Source organism: Microbacterium sp. p3-SID336, assembly GCF_025143365.1.
Lineage (GTDB): Bacteria > Actinomycetota > Actinomycetes > Actinomycetales > Microbacteriaceae > Microbacterium.
Genome location: NZ_JALXPE010000002.1, coordinates 25,060 through 39,151, shown reverse-complemented (window position 1 = coordinate 39,151; position 14,092 = coordinate 25,060). Strand labels below are relative to the sequence as shown.

Sequence of the window (14,092 nt, the reverse complement as noted above, 5' to 3'; positions counted from 1 at the left end):
GGACCGGCGCGTAGGGTGGGCGCATGACCCTCACCGCACCCGCACCGGCCGACGCCTCGCGCACGGAACCGGCCCGCGAGTCGGTGTACTCCCCCGGCCGCCCGCTCGATCTGCGGCGCACCGTCGGTCTGCTCCGCCGCGGGGGAACGGACCCCACGATGGTTTTCGACGGCCCCGTCATCTGGCGGGCGCTGCGCACGCCGGGCGGGCTGGCGACTCTCGCCCTGCGGATGACCGGCGGCGAGGTCAGAGCATCGGCCTGGGGCCCCGGCGCGGATCACGCGCTCGACCTCGTCCCCGCCCTGTGCGGTGCCGGCGACGACCCGAGCGGCTTCGACGCCACGCGCCACCCGCTCATCGCCGAGGCCGCCCGCCGCCACCCCGGTCTTCGGCTGCCGCGCACCGGTGCTGTCTTCGACGCGCTGGCCTGCGCGATCCTGGAGCAGAAGGTCACCTCGATGCAGGCGTTCGGCGCGTGGCGATTCCTCGTCTCGCGTTACGGCGAACCGGCACCCGGCCCCACGCCACGCCCCATGGCCGTCGCGCCCACCGCCGAACAGTGGCGCCGCATCCCGTCCTGGGCGTGGCATCGCGCGAGCGTGGAGCCGCCGCAGTCGAAGACCATCGTGCGCCATGCCGAACGCGGGGAGCGCATCGCGCGCGCTGTGCTGGCCGCCGCCACCGGAAGCGACCGCGACCGCGTGCTCACGAGCCTGCCCGGCGTCGGTCCGTGGACGGCGGCGGAGACGCGCCTGCGCGCCCTCGGCGACCCCGATGCCGTCAGCGTGGGCGACTTCCACCTGGCGCACGAGGTCGGCTATGCGCTCACGGGTCACCGCACCGACGACGCCGGCATGCTCGAGCTGCTGGCGCCGTGGGCGGGTCACCGCCAGCGGGTGATCCGGCTCATCTTCGCGGCCGGTGTGATGGAACCGCGCCGCGGCCCGCGCCTCGCCCCGGAGGACCATCGCCGCCGCTGACGCCCGTATGCTGAGGCCATGTCCCGCACCGCGCTGCGCATCTCCATCACCGTCGGCCTGCTGATCGTCGGGGTGGTCGTCGGGCTCATCTTCCAGAACGTCTGGCTCGGAGTGCTGCTCGCGGCCATCGTGTGGCTGGGCTGGTTCCTCGGCTACGAGTCCCGCCGCGGGCACAACGCCGGAGTGAACGACGAGGACCACGGCATCGAGCTCTGACCCGGGCCCCGCGCACCGGCGGGTCAGTAGTACACGGCGAGGGGGCCGGACGGGCCCTCCACGACCCGCACCTCGGTCTCGAACACGCGGGTGAGCACCTCGTCCGTCATGATCTCCGCCGGCGTGCCGAACTCCACCACGCGCCCGTCCTTCATGGCGCAGATGTGGTCGGCGTAGTGCCCGGCGAAGTTGATGTCGTGCAGCACGATGACGATCGTCCGACCGAGCTCCTCGGCCGCACGCCGGAGGTGCTTCATCATCTGCACCGCGTGTCGCATGTCGAGGTTGTTCAGGGGCTCGTCGAGCAGCACGAACTCGGTGTCCTGCGCCAGCACCATCGCCACGTACGCCCGCTGTCGCTGCCCGCCCGACAGCTCGTCGAGGTACCGTCCCTCCAGCGCGCCGAGGTCGAGGAAGTCGATGGCGCGGCTGATGATCTCCTCGTCCGCCCGGTTCAGCCGCCCCTGCGAGTGCGGGAAGCGCCCGAAGCCCACGAGCTGGCGCACGGTGAGCCGCGTGACGAAGTGGTTCTCCTGGCGGAGGATCGACACGACCTTCGCCAGGTCCTTGCTCTTGGTGGAGGCGACGTCGAGTCCGGCGATCTCGATCGCTCCCGCGTCCATGCCGTTGAGGCGGCCGATCATCGTCAGAAGCGTCGACTTGCCCGCACCGTTGGGTCCGATGAGCGCCGTGATGCCGCCGGTCGGGATGCGGAGGTCGACGGGGCCGATCGCGACCTCGCTGCTGTAGTCACGGCGGACGCCGTCGAGTGCGATCACAGCCTGCCCTTTCTGAGGATGACGATGAGGAACACCGTGCCGCCGACGATCTCGATGAGGATCGACACCATGCCCTGCGCATAGAAGACGTTCTTCATCACGAAGTAGGCTCCGGCGAGAATGGTGAAGGCGGTGAGCACAGCCACGGGGAAGAGCAGTCGGTGGTCATGCGTGTCGGCGAACTGGTAGGCCAGGGTCGCCACGAGGAACCCGAGGAAGGTCATGGGTCCCACGAGCGCCGTCGACGTGGCCATGAGCACCGCGACCAGCGTGAGCACGATGAACTGCTCGCGCCGATGGTCGAGGCCGAGCGAGCGCGCGGCATCGGGCCCGAGTGCCAGCACGTTGAGCCGGCGCGAGCGCAGCCACAGCAGAACGGTCGCCGCCGCCACCAGGGGGACAGCGAGCGGAAGGTAGGACGGATCCGCGTTCGACACGTTCCCGAACAGCCGCGCGGCGAGCACGTCGAACTCGCTCGGGGTGAGCAGCCGCTGCATGAACGTGGCGATCGCGCCGAGCCCGCCGCCGATCACGATGCCGACCAGCAGCATGATCTGCATGTTGCCGTAGCGCCCGGACAGCAGCCAGCCATAGAGGAGGACGGCGAGTCCCACCATGATGACGACCTGCAGCGCGAACTGTCCGACGCCCTGGATCGCGACGAGTCCGGCGACGCCGAACAGGTAGACGGTGGTCGTCTGCACGACGCGGTACAGCGACTCGAACCCCATGATCGACGGCGTGATGATGCGGTTGTTCGTGACGGTCTGGAAGCTGACGGTGGCGACGGCCTGTGCGACCGCGACGAGCGCCATGACGACCACGGACGTCGCGCGGAGCTGCGCGATGCGCCAGAAGCCGGGGGTGCCGACCGGCATGGGGTTGTCCCACGCCAGCAGTCCGAACGCCGAGCCCGCCGCGAGCACGGCGAGGATCGCGAGCACGATGATGTAGCGCCGCCGGGCGCGCGGGGTCGTGAAGGCGCCGGCCGACCGCGTCGGGGCGGGCGTCGTCGTCCTGGGCAGCGTGCCGCTAGCCACGACGACGCTGCCTCAGCAGGAGGAGCACGAACACGACCGCGCCGACGACGCCGAGGATCAGCGACACCGGCACCTCGAACGGCATGATGATCGTGCGGCCGATGATGTCGCACACTGTGACGATCGCGATGCCGAGCAGGCACACCCACGGCAGGTTGCTGCGCAGGTCGTCGCCCCGCACCATCGAGACGATGTTCGGCACGATGAGCCCGAGGAAGGGCAGGTTGCCGACGACCACGGTGACCACGCCGGTCGTGACCGCGATCAGCACGGTGCCCAGAAGGATCATCCTGTTGTAGTTCACGCCCACGTTCGTCGCGATCTCCTCGCCGAGCCCGGCGATCGTGAGCCGGTCGGCGACGAGGAAGACGATCACCCCCATGATCGCGACGATCCAGAGCATCTCGTACTGCCCGCGCATGACGGAGGTGAAGCTCCCCGCGAACCAGACGCCGACGATCTGCAGCGAGTTGGTGACGAGAGCGAAGTAGGTGGTGATCGCGCCCACCACGGCGCCGAGCATGATGCCAACGATCGGCACGATGAGCGAGGACCTGAGGGCGACGCGGCGCAGGAACGCGAAGAACACCATGGTGCCGACGAACGCCGCGAGCACGGCGCCGGCCATCCGCAGCGGAAGCGACGGCTGCGGGACGAGCACCATGACCGCGAGCAGGCCGAGCCCCGCCCATTCGGTGGTGCCGGTGGTGGTCGGCTCGACGAAGCGGTTCTGGGTGAGCAGCTGCATCACGAGTCCGGCCATCGCCATGGCGGCGCCGGCGAGCACGAGGGCGATCGTGCGCGGGACACGGGTGATCTGGAACATCTGCGCGCCGTCGGCGGCACCGGTGACGTCGTACACGCCGGTGAACAGCGAGATCGCGAGGAGCACGGCGACCACGAGCAGCCCGATCAGGAGCTTCGGGTCGAACAGCCGCGCGGCGGAGCGTGGCGTGCGGAGAGAGGGGGAGGTCATGGGGAATGCCGGGGGGGGGGGGGGGGGGGGGTGGGGGCGCCCCCCCCCCCCCCCCCGCCGCGGTCGCCGGGCGGCGGCGCGGCTACTCGCCGATGCGCAGCCAGTCGTCGGCGACCTTCTCCCAGGCGTTCGTGCCCGACTTCAGGATGATCGGCCAGCCCGCGGTGTTCTGCGTGCCGAAGGCGTAGGGCGTGCCCACCATGGCGTTCTCGATCGGCTCCATGTTCTTCAGGGCCTCGGAGACGCTCTCTCTGGTGATGTCGCCGTCGATGCCCTTCAGCACCTCGATGAAGTAGGTCGCGGCGAGGTATCCGCCCTGGCTGAACGAGGTCAGCGGGATGTCGTTGGCCTCCATCAGCTCACGCCAGTCCGCGTTGATCTCGTTGTCGTCGGTGAACGGGTAGAACTCGGCGGGCACGTAGATGCCGGCGCCCGCGTTGTCGATCGCGTCGGCGAAGTTCTCGCTGTACACGCTGGTCAGGTACAGCCAGGTCACGTCGTCCCAGCCCTGGGCGTTCGCGGCCTTGACCTGCCCGATCGCGTCGGGCTCGACCGGGTTGATCGCCAGTGCCTTGCAGCCCTGGTCCCGCGCCTTCACGATGTACGGCGTGTAGTCCGAGGCGCCGTACGGCACGGTGTCGTCGATGTACTTCGGCTCCTTGCCGGTGATCTCGGTCCACTCGTCGATCGCGGCCTGGTAGGTCGGACGGGTGGATCCGGCGATCTCCAGCAGGATGCAGATGTCGTCGAGGCCCAGCACCTCCGAGCCGTACTGCAGCGTCAGGGTCATGTCGTTGAACGGGCCGACGTTGGCGGGGGAGATGTTCTCGCTGTCGAAGCAGCCCGTGTCCACGCCGATGCCGGGCATGGACAGGATGCCCTCCTGCTCGTAGTACTTGGCGTTGATCTCGCACTCGATGAGGCTCGCGGAGCCGACCAGCGCGACGGCCTCGTCGCTGCCCACGATCTCCCTGGCCGAGGCGGTCGCCGTGGCCGGGTCTCCCTTGTCGTCGAGCATCTTGTACTCGATCTTCCGGCCGTCCAGCCCGCCGTCCTCGTTGAAGGCGTCGAAGACCGCTGCTGCTGCCTGCGACGCCTCGGGGAAGGTGGCCGGGCCGCTGATCGTGTTGACCGAGCCGACGACGATGGGGGCGCCGTCGCCCCCGCCTGCGCCGTCTCCACCGGCGCAGCCGGCGAGTGCGAGGGCGGCCACGGCGATCAGTGCCGCCGTGCCGGATGCTCGTCTGTTCATGTGCTTCCTGCCTCTCGTGTTCTGTGGTGCTCTGTGTGTCTGTGGCGCGCTGTGTCAGTCGCGCAGGGCGCGGTTCACGAGCTCGGTGTCGGTGAACTGCTCGAAGCCGACGATCTCGCCGCCTGCCACCCGCCAGACGTGCGCGACCCTGGCGGCGAAGAACCGCCCGGTGCGCTTGTACGTGCCGGAGTAGGTGCCGATGCCGACGACCACGTCCCCGCCGTCGACCACCTCGTCGATCGCGACCGTGTAGTCGTCCCACTCCTCCTGGATGCGCCCGAAGACGTTCTCGGCCACCGCGGCAGGGCCGATGTAGGTGCCCGCGTAGGGGAACCCGGCGGCCTCGGTCCACCGGATGTCGGCGGCGAAGGGGGCCAGCATGCCGTCCAGGTCGCCGCGGTCGTTCGCGGCGTAGTGGCTGCGGACCAGCTCGGCGTCGCTCATGGTCGTCTCCTCGCTCACACGGGCTGCGCGTCGGGGTAGGAGACGCTGCCCAGGGGGTAGATGTGACCGCCGCCGCGGGAGTGCTCGGCGTCGCCGTCGCCGTTGAGCCCGAGGAAGATCCCGGTCGTCATCAGCTGGTAGCCGAGGTCGTGCAGCCACACGCTCGCCACGGCGATGCGGAACTCCCGGAAGCAGAACAGGTACAGGCCGTCCGCGAACTTCCACACCGTCGACAGGTCCATGTCGCCGTGACCGCGCTGCACGCCCTCCAGGCACTGCCAGGCGTACCGCTGGCTCGACACGTAGACGTGCTCGTACAGGTGGTGCGGGCTGTACCGGTAGATGTTGCGCTTGCCGATGAGGTCTCTGCTCGGGCCGGGCGTCTCGCCGCTGACCTCGCCGCCGTCGATCGTGGCCGCCCAGAACTCCTGACCGACCTGCGGCGTGCCCTCGACGGCCTCGGCGGCGATCTGCGAGCGCACCACGGTGGCCCTGTTCGTGGTCGGGGAGAACACCACCGTGACGGCTTCGCGCGGGCGGCTCTGCATCGGGATGTTCACGAACACCACGTCCTCGCGGACGCGCACCGCGTCGTACGGATCGGTGCCCGATGCACCGAGCCCGCTCCAGGAGACGGCGTCCTCCGTGAATCGCAGGCTGAGTGCGGTGCCGTCGTCGAGCGTGAGATCGAGGTTCGTGCCGGCGAGCATCGTGCCGGGCAGGCGGTAGGTGTCGATGCCTGCGGCGAACTCGTCGTACGTGCGCCATTCGTCCAGCGCGGGGTCGGTGGAGGTGTCTGTCATGAGGGGTCCTGACGTCACACGGCGGGGCCTCTTCGCCCCGGGCGCCGCGTCATCGCGGTGCGCTTGCCTCATGCTCCGGCGCGCCCGGGCGTGCGCTCAAGGCTCGCGCCGCCATCGCGCGCCGAGAGTCAATCGGCGTGCCCTCCGGGGCAAGCAGGACTCGCGACGGGGAAGCGCGCGACGGGACGGTGCGGAGCGGTGCCGGTGCCGGTGCGCGAGGCGGAGGCGCGCGTCAGTGCGTGGAGCGGTACTCGCTGGGCGAGACGCCGTAGGCGGACTTGAAGGCGCGGCTGAAATGCGCGGCGTCCACGAAGCCCCAGCGGGCGGCGATCGCGGCGACCGGGCGGTCGGCGAGCATCGGGTCGAGCAGGTCGCGGCGGCACTGCTCCAGCCGCCGGGTGCGGATCCACGTCGACACGGTCACGCCCTGCTCCTGGAACAGCCCGTGCAGGTGCCGGGTGGAGATGAAGTGCGCGGCCGCGATGGTCGCCGGGCCCAGGTCGGTCGAGGCGAGGTGGCGGTCGATGTGCGAGCGGATGCGCTGCATGAGCGCGCGATGCGGATCGGCCGAGACCTGGTCGAGCCCGAGTTCGCGCGTGAACACGGTGGTCACCAGATCGAGCGCGCTGTGCGCCAGGCGGGCGCCGGTGGTGCCGGCGAGCTGATCGAGGTTGCCGGCGAGCTGCGTCAGGTAGGGCACGACCATGCCGCCGAGACCCTCCTGGCCGGAGATGCGCACGGCGGTGAGCTGCCCGATCATGTCGGCCGGGAGGCTGATGAGGTGCTTCGGGAACATCACGACCATGGTGCGGAAGTCCTGGTCGAACACGAGCGAGTACGGGCGGTCGGTGTCGTACACGGCCAGATCCCCGGCCTGGAGGACGGCTTCGCGGTCGTCCTGGATCAGCAGACCGGTGCCGGCGAGCATCAGGCTCACCTTGAAGTAGGAGCGGTCGCCGCGGGCGATCAGCTCGGTGGTGCGCTCGACGACGTGCGAGGTGGCGCGGATGTCGTTCACGTGCACCTCGTCCACGGAGGCGCCGCGGATCACCCCGCGGAAGTGGTCGGGGCCTCCGGTGGAGACCTGCAGCGGCACGAACGACTCGGACACGGCAGCGCGGAAGTCGCTGATGTTGCGCGCGACGAGCGTGGACACCGATTCGGCGGGGGCGGCGAGTGCACCGTTCATGACTGATCACCTCGGGCTGGTGGAACGACGACGTTGTATACGATCCGTTCCGCGATGGTATCACCGGCGGCGCGCGAACGGGATGCCTCCTAGGATGTGGACCGTGACGGACGGGGCGATGAGGGTTCTCGCTGATCGGATCGTGCAGGTGCTCCGCCAGGTGCGAGGGCCGGCGGCGTCCGAGGCGGTGTACGAGGCGACGGCGCTCATCGTGGGTGGTGCCTTCCTGGTGGCGGGGTTCGCCGTGGCGCTCCCGGTGTTCTGGGGGCATGAGCTGGCGATCAGCGGAGCCGGGTCGATCGGGGCGTTCGCCGCATACGGCGGGGCTGCGACCGCAGCGATCTCGTTCGCGCTGGGGCGGCTGGCGGTACGCCCGGAGGCGCCGGACCCCGCGGCCGCGCGCGACGGCTTCAGCGTGCCGGGCGACCGGCTGCGCTGGTACGACCTGACCGCGATCGCCTTCGCGCACGCCGCGATCGCCTACCTCGGCTGGCTGGGCATCGCCGAGCTTCTGGAGCGCAGCTTCGTCGATGCTCCCGTGTTCGCGTTCCCCGGTGCGATCCTGGTCGCGGTGGCCTTCGCGCTCACCGCGTACGTGTGCTTCCTCAGCGCGGTCGCCCTCACGCCGATGGTGCTGTCCCTCGTGCTGGCGGTCTTCCTCGTGGTCGGGGCGTTCGCGAGCATGCTGGCGTCGAGCGACGTGCACTGGTGGCGCGACAACCTGTCGGCGCTGGGCATGAGCTCGAACAGCTCCTCGGCGGCGTTCAACGTGACGCTCGTGATCGCCGGGATCATGGTCACCACGATCTCGCGGTATGCCACGGCCGGGCTCCCCGTGGACGACCCGGTCGACCGCCGCGGGCGCCGGGTGGTGCGCGGCGGACTCATCCTGATGGGACTGTTCCTGGCGTGCGTCGGCATCTTCCCCGTGGACGAGTTCTTCCTGCTGCACAACACCGTGGCGACGGGCATGGCCGTGGTGTTCGCGGTGGTCGTCGTCGGACTGCCCTGGTTCCTGCACAGCATCCCGCGCGTGTTCGTCGCCTTCGGCTGGGCGTACGTGCTGGTGATCGCGCTGCTCGCGGCGTTCTTCGCCGTGGGGTACTACAACCTCACCGCGGTCGAGCTGATCGCCGCGGTCCTGATCTTCAGCTGGATCATCGTTTTCCTGCGCACGGCGGGGTCGATTGGCGGGACACCGCGCGTCCTGCGGGAGAGCACCCCCACCGCGACTGTAGCGCCGGACTGAGGCGCCCGCGCCGGAGGGCACGGTGCGCGGGGCGCCGGACACCGCTTCCGCGCGCGGCTGACGTGGGACGCCCGGCCGAGGTTGGGACGCTGACCGCCGGAGGGCGGGACGCCCGTCCGAGTGTGGGACCGTCCGGCCTCAGTCGCGCAGCACGTGGGTGGCCTGGCGCGTGCGTCGCAGCGCGTCGACCGTCTCGGCATAGCGGCGCTTGGCCACGCCGATGAACAGGCAGTCCACGAGGGTGAGCTGGGCGATGCGGCTCACCATGGCGCCGGCGCGGAACGCGGATTCGCGGACCTCCGTGAAAAGCGCGTGGTCGGCGGCGTGCGCGAGCGGCGAGTCCTTGGCCGAGGTGACGGCGACGGTCGCGGCGCCGTTGGCGCGGGCGGTCTCCAGGAAGCGCACGGTCTCGATCGTGGAGCCGGCGTGCGAGAAGCCGATGGCGACGGTGGGCGCCGCGTGCAGCACGGTCGCGGCGACCGCCTCGTGCGGGTCGGCCAGCACGTGCGCGTTGCGGCCGACGCGAAGCAGCTTGTGGGCGAGGTCCTCCGCCACGAACTGGCTGGCGCCGATGCCGTAGAGCAGGATCCGGTCGGCCTGGTCGATCGCGTCGATCGCGGCATCCAGCACCTCGAAGTCGAGCTGGGCGACCGTCTCCTCGATCGCGAGGAGTTCGAGCGCGGCGAGCTTCGACACGGCCTCCTGCAGCGTGTCCTCGTCGGAGATCTCCGAGCCGAAGGCGCCCCGCGCGGAGAACTGCGCGGCCTCCTTGCCGAGTTCCGTGGCGAGGGCCATGCGCAGCGGGGCATAGCCGCTGAAGCCGATGGCGCGGCAGAAGCGCACGACGGACGCCACGGACGTCTGGCACTCCTCGGCGAGCTCGTTGATGGTCTTGTCGATCACGATCGAGGGGTTCTCGCGCACCACGGTGGCGATACGGGCGAGCGAGGGCGGCAGCGTCGATGCGGCCGCTTCGATCGTCGACTGGATGCTCAATCGGTCCTCCGGGGATGTGCGATTCTCAAGTATGTCGTGACGGGGGTCGTGACAAGAATGGTAAATTCTTTTCAGTGAGTCTACTTCGCATGTAGTCTCTTTTCGTTACATCCGACCGCACCCAGGAGGGCCGATGAGCGCGCCGACGACCGCCACCGTCGACCTCGGCAAGTCCCGGTGCCGCCTTCTCGCGCAGGACGAGTCCCGTGTGGATGCCCGCGTCGAGCGCTCCGGGGTCGGCGCCCCCGGGCTCGCGGCCGCCGGCGGAGTGGACGCCGCGCTCGGCGCGATCCTGCCGCTGCTCGACGGTCTCGACGACCTCACGGATCTCGGTGTCGGTGCGGCCGGAGCATGGCTCGCCCCCGCGGCGGCCGCAGAACTCGCGACGGCGCTCGCGTCGAGGACGGGCGCGCGCGTCGCCGTCGCCTCCGATGTGGTCACCGCCCACGCGGGCGCATTGGGCGGCGCTCCCGGCGTCCTGCTGATCGCCGGGACGGGCGCTGCTGCGCTCGGCATCGACCGCGACGGAGCGCGCTTGATCGACGGCTGGGGCCCCGAGCTCGGCGACCTCGGCAGCGGCTCCTGGCTCGGACGCGAGGCTCTGCGCGCCCTGCTGCGCGCGGCGGACGGCCTCGGCGAACCCACCGCGCTCACCGCGGCGCTGGCGACCCCGGTCGGCTCCGCCGCCGAGGTGCAGGCGTGGCTCGCCGGCGACGGCCCCCTCGCCCGACGCCTCGCCACGCTCGCGCCCCTCGTGCTCGACACGGCAGCGCAGGGCGACGCGGTCGCCCGGGCGATCGTGGCGGAGGGCGTCCGGCTGCTCACCGCCACGGCGCGAGCCGCGTCCGCGGTCACGGACGACGTGGTCCTGCACGGCGGGCTCGTCGATCACCCCTGGTTCCGCGAGGCGCTGACCTCGTCCCTGGAAGCGGCCGGACGCCGCGTCGTCCCGGCACGGGGCGATGCCCTCGCCGGCGCGCTGCTGCTGACCCGCCGCCTCGACCTCCCTCACGAAAGGTTCGTGCACCGTGCCGAATGACGACTCCCGCCTGGCCGCCCTCCTCTCCGTGCTGGAGACCCTCGACACCGAGGCGTCGACGACCGAGCGGGGCGATCTGGACCTCCTCGGCACCGCCGAGCTCGTGCGGCGCATGAACGCCGAGGACCGGCGTGTGCCGGAGGCGGTCGCCGAACGGGCCGCCGAGATCGCCGCCGCCGTCGACGGCATCACCGAGCGGTTCCGTCGTGGCGGACGACTCATCTACATCGGCGCCGGCACCGCCGGACGCATCGGCGTGCTCGACGCCAGCGAATGCCCGCCCACCTTCGGCACCGACCCCTCCATGGTGGTCGGCCTCATCGCGGGCGGCGAGACCGCGATCCGCTCCGCCGTCGAGAACGCCGAGGACGACGAGGAGGCCGCCGGTGTCTCGCTGCGCGAGTTGGGTCTCAGTGAGCGCGACACGGTCGTCGGCATCTCCGCATCCGGCCGCACGCCGTACGTGGTCGGCGGTCTGGAGTATGCCCGCGGCGTCGGCGCGCTCACGGTCGCCATCGCCTCCAACGCGGGATCCGCGATCGGCGCGGCGGCGGAGATCGCGATCGAGGTCGTCACCGGGCCCGAGTTCATCTCCGGCTCGACGCGCCTGAAGTCCGGCACAGCGCAGAAGCTCGTCGTGAACATGCTCACCACGCTCTCCATGATCAACCTCGGCAAGACCTATCGCGGCGTCATGGTGGACCTGCTGGCGACGAACGAGAAGCTGCACGCCCGCTCGATCCGCACGGTCTCGCAGCTCGCGGGCGTCGGCGTCGACGAGGCGTCCGCGGCGCTCCGGCAGGCCGACGGCTCGGTCAAGCTCGCCCTGCTGATGCTGGCCACCGACGCGCCCGCCGACACCGCCGCCGACGCCCTCGCCGGCGCGGACGGCATCCTCCGCGACGCGATCGCCGCCCTCGCCTGACCCGAGCCCGCTTCCTGCGGTCAGTGCCCGCAGGTGCAGGCGCCGCCGCCGCCGCAGCAGGAGCCGGATGCCGCGCTGCCGCCGTGGGCCTGCGACGACTCCGGCACGTCCATCGCCGGGTTCTGGTCGAGGAAGCCGTACGGCTTGAACCAGAAGCCCGCGTAGTCCACGGGCATGATCGGCCAGTCCTCCGGGCGCGGGAAGTGCGTGAGGCCGAACGTGTGCCACAGCACCATGTCCTCGCCGTCGATGCGCCGGTCGCCCGCCGTGTACGCGGGGAGCCCCGCGCCGCCCTGGTGCGCGTTCGGGTAGCGGCCGGCCGGCCAGATCTGGCCCGCCTCGAAGCGCGTGGCCCACAGGTGCTTGGTCGCGAACGTCGCCCGCGCGGCCACCGACGATGCGGGGTCGGCCATCAGCAGCGCCGTCGGCTCCGGCACCAGGTGGTAGGCCGTGGGGCGACCCACGTGGTTGGTCCGCGAGGCGCTCTGCACCTCCCACACCCTGGCCACGGACGAGTCCGCCTCGCGCTGCGCGGCGTGCTCGGTCTCCAGCACCGTCTCCGACCACGTGAACGCGTTGCCGAAGGGGTTGTCCGGTCCCATCGGCACGCGCTGCGCATCGACCTCGACGAGCCGGTTGTCGTCGCCGTCGATCGCGACGTCGAGGCGCGCGCAGAACAGGTGCTGGTGCACCGGGGCGAAGACCCCTGGTGCGAGCTCGGTCGCGTGCTTCTGCCGCACGCCGGGTTCCCCGGCGCCCACGAACACGATGCCGGTGGCCTTCGCGACCACCTCGATCGAGCCGTCGAGCCCGAAGTTCCAGTAGAAGCCGTAGTCGTAGTTGCCGATCGTGGAGAAGTACGAGATCACGAAGCGACGCGACCGGCGCACGTCGGAGCGGCCCGCGAGGTCGGTGTGCTTCCAGAGGATGCCGTAGTCCTCCTCGTGCATGCAGATCACGTTGGGGATGCGCACGGGGTGCCCGTGGTCGTCGGCCACGTAGCCGTCGAGGTAGCGGATCACGCCGAGGCAGTCGCAGCCCAGCTCCAGGTGGTTGGCGTTCTTGCCGAGCAGATACTCCCCGGCGTCGAAGTAGCTGATCCAGAAGCGGCCGGGTGCCGTGTCACCGTAGGGCACCACCATCTCCGGCACGCTCGCGCGGTGGAGGACGGAGCGGCCCTGGAAGGTCACCTCGTGCAGCACGAGGCCCTCGCGGGCGTTGAAGCCGACGCGCATCGACCAGCCCTCCCACTCGACGAGGGAGCCGGAGACGCCGAAGCTCGTGCCCTGTGGCTGGGTGATCTCGATCGGCTTGAGGGTCGTGCGCGCCTCGCCCTGCACCTCGGGGTAGTAGTTGCCGTGTCCGGCCGGCACGGGGACGTCGCCCTCGTCCTCGACGCGGATCACGGCGTTCGCGGTGAGGTCGATGTGCACGATCAGGCCCTCGACCGGGTGGGCCCAGGGCGAATCCTGCTCGTCGTACTTGAGGAACGTGAGCGAGCGGATGACGCGGCGCCCCACCTCGTCCGCGCGGCCGGTGTAGCCGGGGGCGAGCGGGGAGCAGAACGCCAGAGCCATGTGCTCCTCCAGCCCGCGGCGCTTCATCGCGGCCTGCCACTCGGGGGAGGCCTTCGCGATCGCCTCGGCCCGCTCGTACTCCTCGAACAGGTACTGCGGCTGCCCGTAGGGAGGGGCGTCGTTGGGCACGCGCTCCTGGCTGAGCACCTCGCCGCGCGTGATCGACACCACGACCTCCGTGGCCACGCCGGTCGCGGTGTCGAGCAGTGTCACGTCCGCGCGGCGGTCGATGGGAGCGCCGGGGCGCCAGGCCGCGAGCTCCTGCTTCGTCGCCTCGTCGGGAAGCAGCATGGGCACGCGCGTGGTCTCGGTGAGGAGGCCTGCCGCGTCGAGCACCGCACGGGCGGCGGCGATCTCCTCGCCCGTCAGCGGGTCGAGCGGGTGCGGGACGGCGATCTTCTCGATCGCGACGGGCTGCGGGGCATGGTGGGACATCGTCGACCTCACTATTTTCGAGCGAACGCTCAAGAAACGGGTTGGCACGATGATAGGCCCGGCCGGTGCGCCCGCACAAGCGCCGGATCCGCGGGGTGGGCGCGACCGGACGCCGGAGTGGGTGCGGCGGATGTCAGGGACGGGCGGCGAGGTGGACGCGGCGGGGGCGTGGGGTGGGGGCGATGGGGGTGT

General features: G+C 70.9%; 14 protein-coding genes. 5 read left to right on the top strand and 9 right to left on the bottom strand.

Features of this window, described 5'->3' with window-relative positions:
* Window positions 1-23 precede the first annotated feature (23 nt).
* Complete coding sequence (locus M3C17_RS00940; protein ID WP_259975746.1) at window positions 24-980, top strand: DNA-3-methyladenine glycosylase; 957 nt, start codon at window positions 24-26, stop codon at window positions 978-980.
* A gap of 18 nt (window positions 981-998) precedes the next feature.
* Window positions 999-1,196, top strand: coding sequence for a hypothetical protein (locus tag M3C17_RS00935; protein ID WP_259975745.1), 198 nt, complete (start codon window positions 999-1,001; stop codon window positions 1,194-1,196).
* Between the two features lie 23 nt (window positions 1,197-1,219).
* Here M3C17_RS00935 and M3C17_RS00930 read toward each other — a convergent pair whose 3' ends face one another.
* The 7 genes from M3C17_RS00930 to M3C17_RS00900 all read right to left on the bottom strand — a co-directional run bounded on the left by M3C17_RS00930 (window position 1,220) and on the right by M3C17_RS00900 (window position 7,679).
* Entirely contained in the window at window positions 1,220-1,975 is a 756-nt protein-coding gene (locus tag M3C17_RS00930) for an ABC transporter ATP-binding protein (RefSeq protein WP_259975744.1), read from the bottom strand.
* Window positions 1,972-3,015, bottom strand: a complete 1,044-nt coding sequence (locus M3C17_RS00925; RefSeq protein ID WP_259975742.1) for an iron chelate uptake ABC transporter family permease subunit — start codon at window positions 3,013-3,015, stop codon at window positions 1,972-1,974. Before M3C17_RS00925 ends, M3C17_RS00930 begins: the two co-directional genes overlap by 4 nt.
* On the bottom strand, window positions 3,008-3,991 hold the full coding sequence (locus tag M3C17_RS00920; RefSeq protein WP_259975740.1) for an ABC transporter permease: 984 nt from the start codon (window positions 3,989-3,991) through the stop codon (window positions 3,008-3,010). Before M3C17_RS00920 ends, M3C17_RS00925 begins: the two co-directional genes overlap by 8 nt.
* An 82-nt stretch (window positions 3,992-4,073) precedes the next feature.
* Window positions 4,074-5,243 (bottom strand): ABC transporter substrate-binding protein, encoded by a 1,170-nt coding sequence (locus M3C17_RS00915; protein WP_259975739.1) that lies wholly within the window; start codon window positions 5,241-5,243, stop codon window positions 4,074-4,076.
* Between the two features lie 54 nt (window positions 5,244-5,297).
* Window positions 5,298-5,687: a nuclear transport factor 2 family protein gene (locus M3C17_RS00910; protein WP_259975738.1), complete on the bottom strand. Its 390-nt coding sequence runs from the start codon at window positions 5,685-5,687 to the stop codon at window positions 5,298-5,300.
* Window positions 5,688-5,701: 14 nt separating this feature from the next.
* Window positions 5,702-6,490 (bottom strand): molybdenum cofactor biosynthesis F family protein, encoded by a 789-nt coding sequence (locus M3C17_RS00905; protein WP_259975737.1) that lies wholly within the window; start codon window positions 6,488-6,490, stop codon window positions 5,702-5,704.
* A 232-nt stretch (window positions 6,491-6,722) separates the two neighbouring features.
* Window positions 6,723-7,679: a helix-turn-helix domain-containing protein gene (locus M3C17_RS00900; RefSeq protein ID WP_259975736.1), complete on the bottom strand. Its 957-nt coding sequence runs from the start codon at window positions 7,677-7,679 to the stop codon at window positions 6,723-6,725.
* A 118-nt stretch (window positions 7,680-7,797) separates the two neighbouring features.
* On the opposite strand from M3C17_RS00900, the gene M3C17_RS00895 reads away from it, so the two are divergent.
* Complete coding sequence (locus tag M3C17_RS00895; protein WP_259975734.1) at window positions 7,798-8,928, top strand: DUF998 domain-containing protein; 1,131 nt, start codon at window positions 7,798-7,800, stop codon at window positions 8,926-8,928.
* 138 nt (window positions 8,929-9,066) lie between these two features.
* On the opposite strand, the gene M3C17_RS00890 is transcribed toward M3C17_RS00895, so the two are convergent.
* Window positions 9,067-9,924 (bottom strand): MurR/RpiR family transcriptional regulator, encoded by an 858-nt coding sequence (locus M3C17_RS00890; protein ID WP_259975733.1) that lies wholly within the window; start codon window positions 9,922-9,924, stop codon window positions 9,067-9,069.
* Between the two features lie 133 nt (window positions 9,925-10,057).
* Here M3C17_RS00890 and M3C17_RS00885 point away from each other — a divergent pair, with 133 nt between their 5' ends.
* Together M3C17_RS00885 and murQ are read left to right on the top strand one after the other, a co-directional pair.
* The gene (locus tag M3C17_RS00885) at window positions 10,058-10,963 is read left to right on the top strand and encodes an N-acetylglucosamine kinase (RefSeq protein ID WP_259975732.1); all 906 of its coding nucleotides are present in this window, start codon (window positions 10,058-10,060) and stop codon (window positions 10,961-10,963) included.
* Window positions 10,953-11,888 (top strand): N-acetylmuramic acid 6-phosphate etherase, encoded by a 936-nt coding sequence (gene murQ / locus M3C17_RS00880; RefSeq protein ID WP_259975731.1) that lies wholly within the window; start codon window positions 10,953-10,955, stop codon window positions 11,886-11,888. Before M3C17_RS00885 ends, murQ begins: the two co-directional genes overlap by 11 nt.
* Window positions 11,889-11,908: 20 nt before the next feature.
* On the opposite strand, the gene M3C17_RS00875 is transcribed toward murQ, so the two are convergent.
* Entirely contained in the window at window positions 11,909-13,900 is a 1,992-nt protein-coding gene (locus M3C17_RS00875; protein WP_259975730.1) for a primary-amine oxidase, read from the bottom strand.
* Window positions 13,901-14,092: the final 192 nt, after the last annotated feature.

Bases quoted from the DNA above. Each gene is read 5' to 3' on its own strand.
- M3C17_RS00940 (WP_259975746.1), top strand. From the start codon at position 24: ATGACCCTCACCGCACCCGCACCGGCCGACGCCTCGCGCACGGAACCG.
- M3C17_RS00935 (WP_259975745.1), top strand. From the start codon at position 999: ATGTCCCGCACCGCGCTGCGCATCTCCATCACCGTCGGCCTGCTGATC.
- M3C17_RS00920 (WP_259975740.1), bottom strand. From the start codon at position 3,991: ATGACCTCCCCCTCTCTCCGCACGCCACGCTCCGCCGCGCGGCTGTTC.
- M3C17_RS00915 (WP_259975739.1), bottom strand. From the start codon at position 5,243: ATGAACAGACGAGCATCCGGCACGGCGGCACTGATCGCCGTGGCCGCC.
- M3C17_RS00910 (WP_259975738.1), bottom strand. From the start codon at position 5,687: ATGAGCGACGCCGAGCTGGTCCGCAGCCACTACGCCGCGAACGACCGC.
- M3C17_RS00905 (WP_259975737.1), bottom strand. From the start codon at position 6,490: ATGACAGACACCTCCACCGACCCCGCGCTGGACGAATGGCGCACGTAC.
- M3C17_RS00900 (WP_259975736.1), bottom strand. From the start codon at position 7,679: ATGAACGGTGCACTCGCCGCCCCCGCCGAATCGGTGTCCACGCTCGTC.
- M3C17_RS00895 (WP_259975734.1), top strand. From the start codon at position 7,798: ATGAGGGTTCTCGCTGATCGGATCGTGCAGGTGCTCCGCCAGGTGCGA.
- M3C17_RS00885 (WP_259975732.1), top strand. From the start codon at position 10,058: ATGAGCGCGCCGACGACCGCCACCGTCGACCTCGGCAAGTCCCGGTGC.
- M3C17_RS00875 (WP_259975730.1), bottom strand. From the start codon at position 13,900: ATGTCCCACCATGCCCCGCAGCCCGTCGCGATCGAGAAGATCGCCGTC.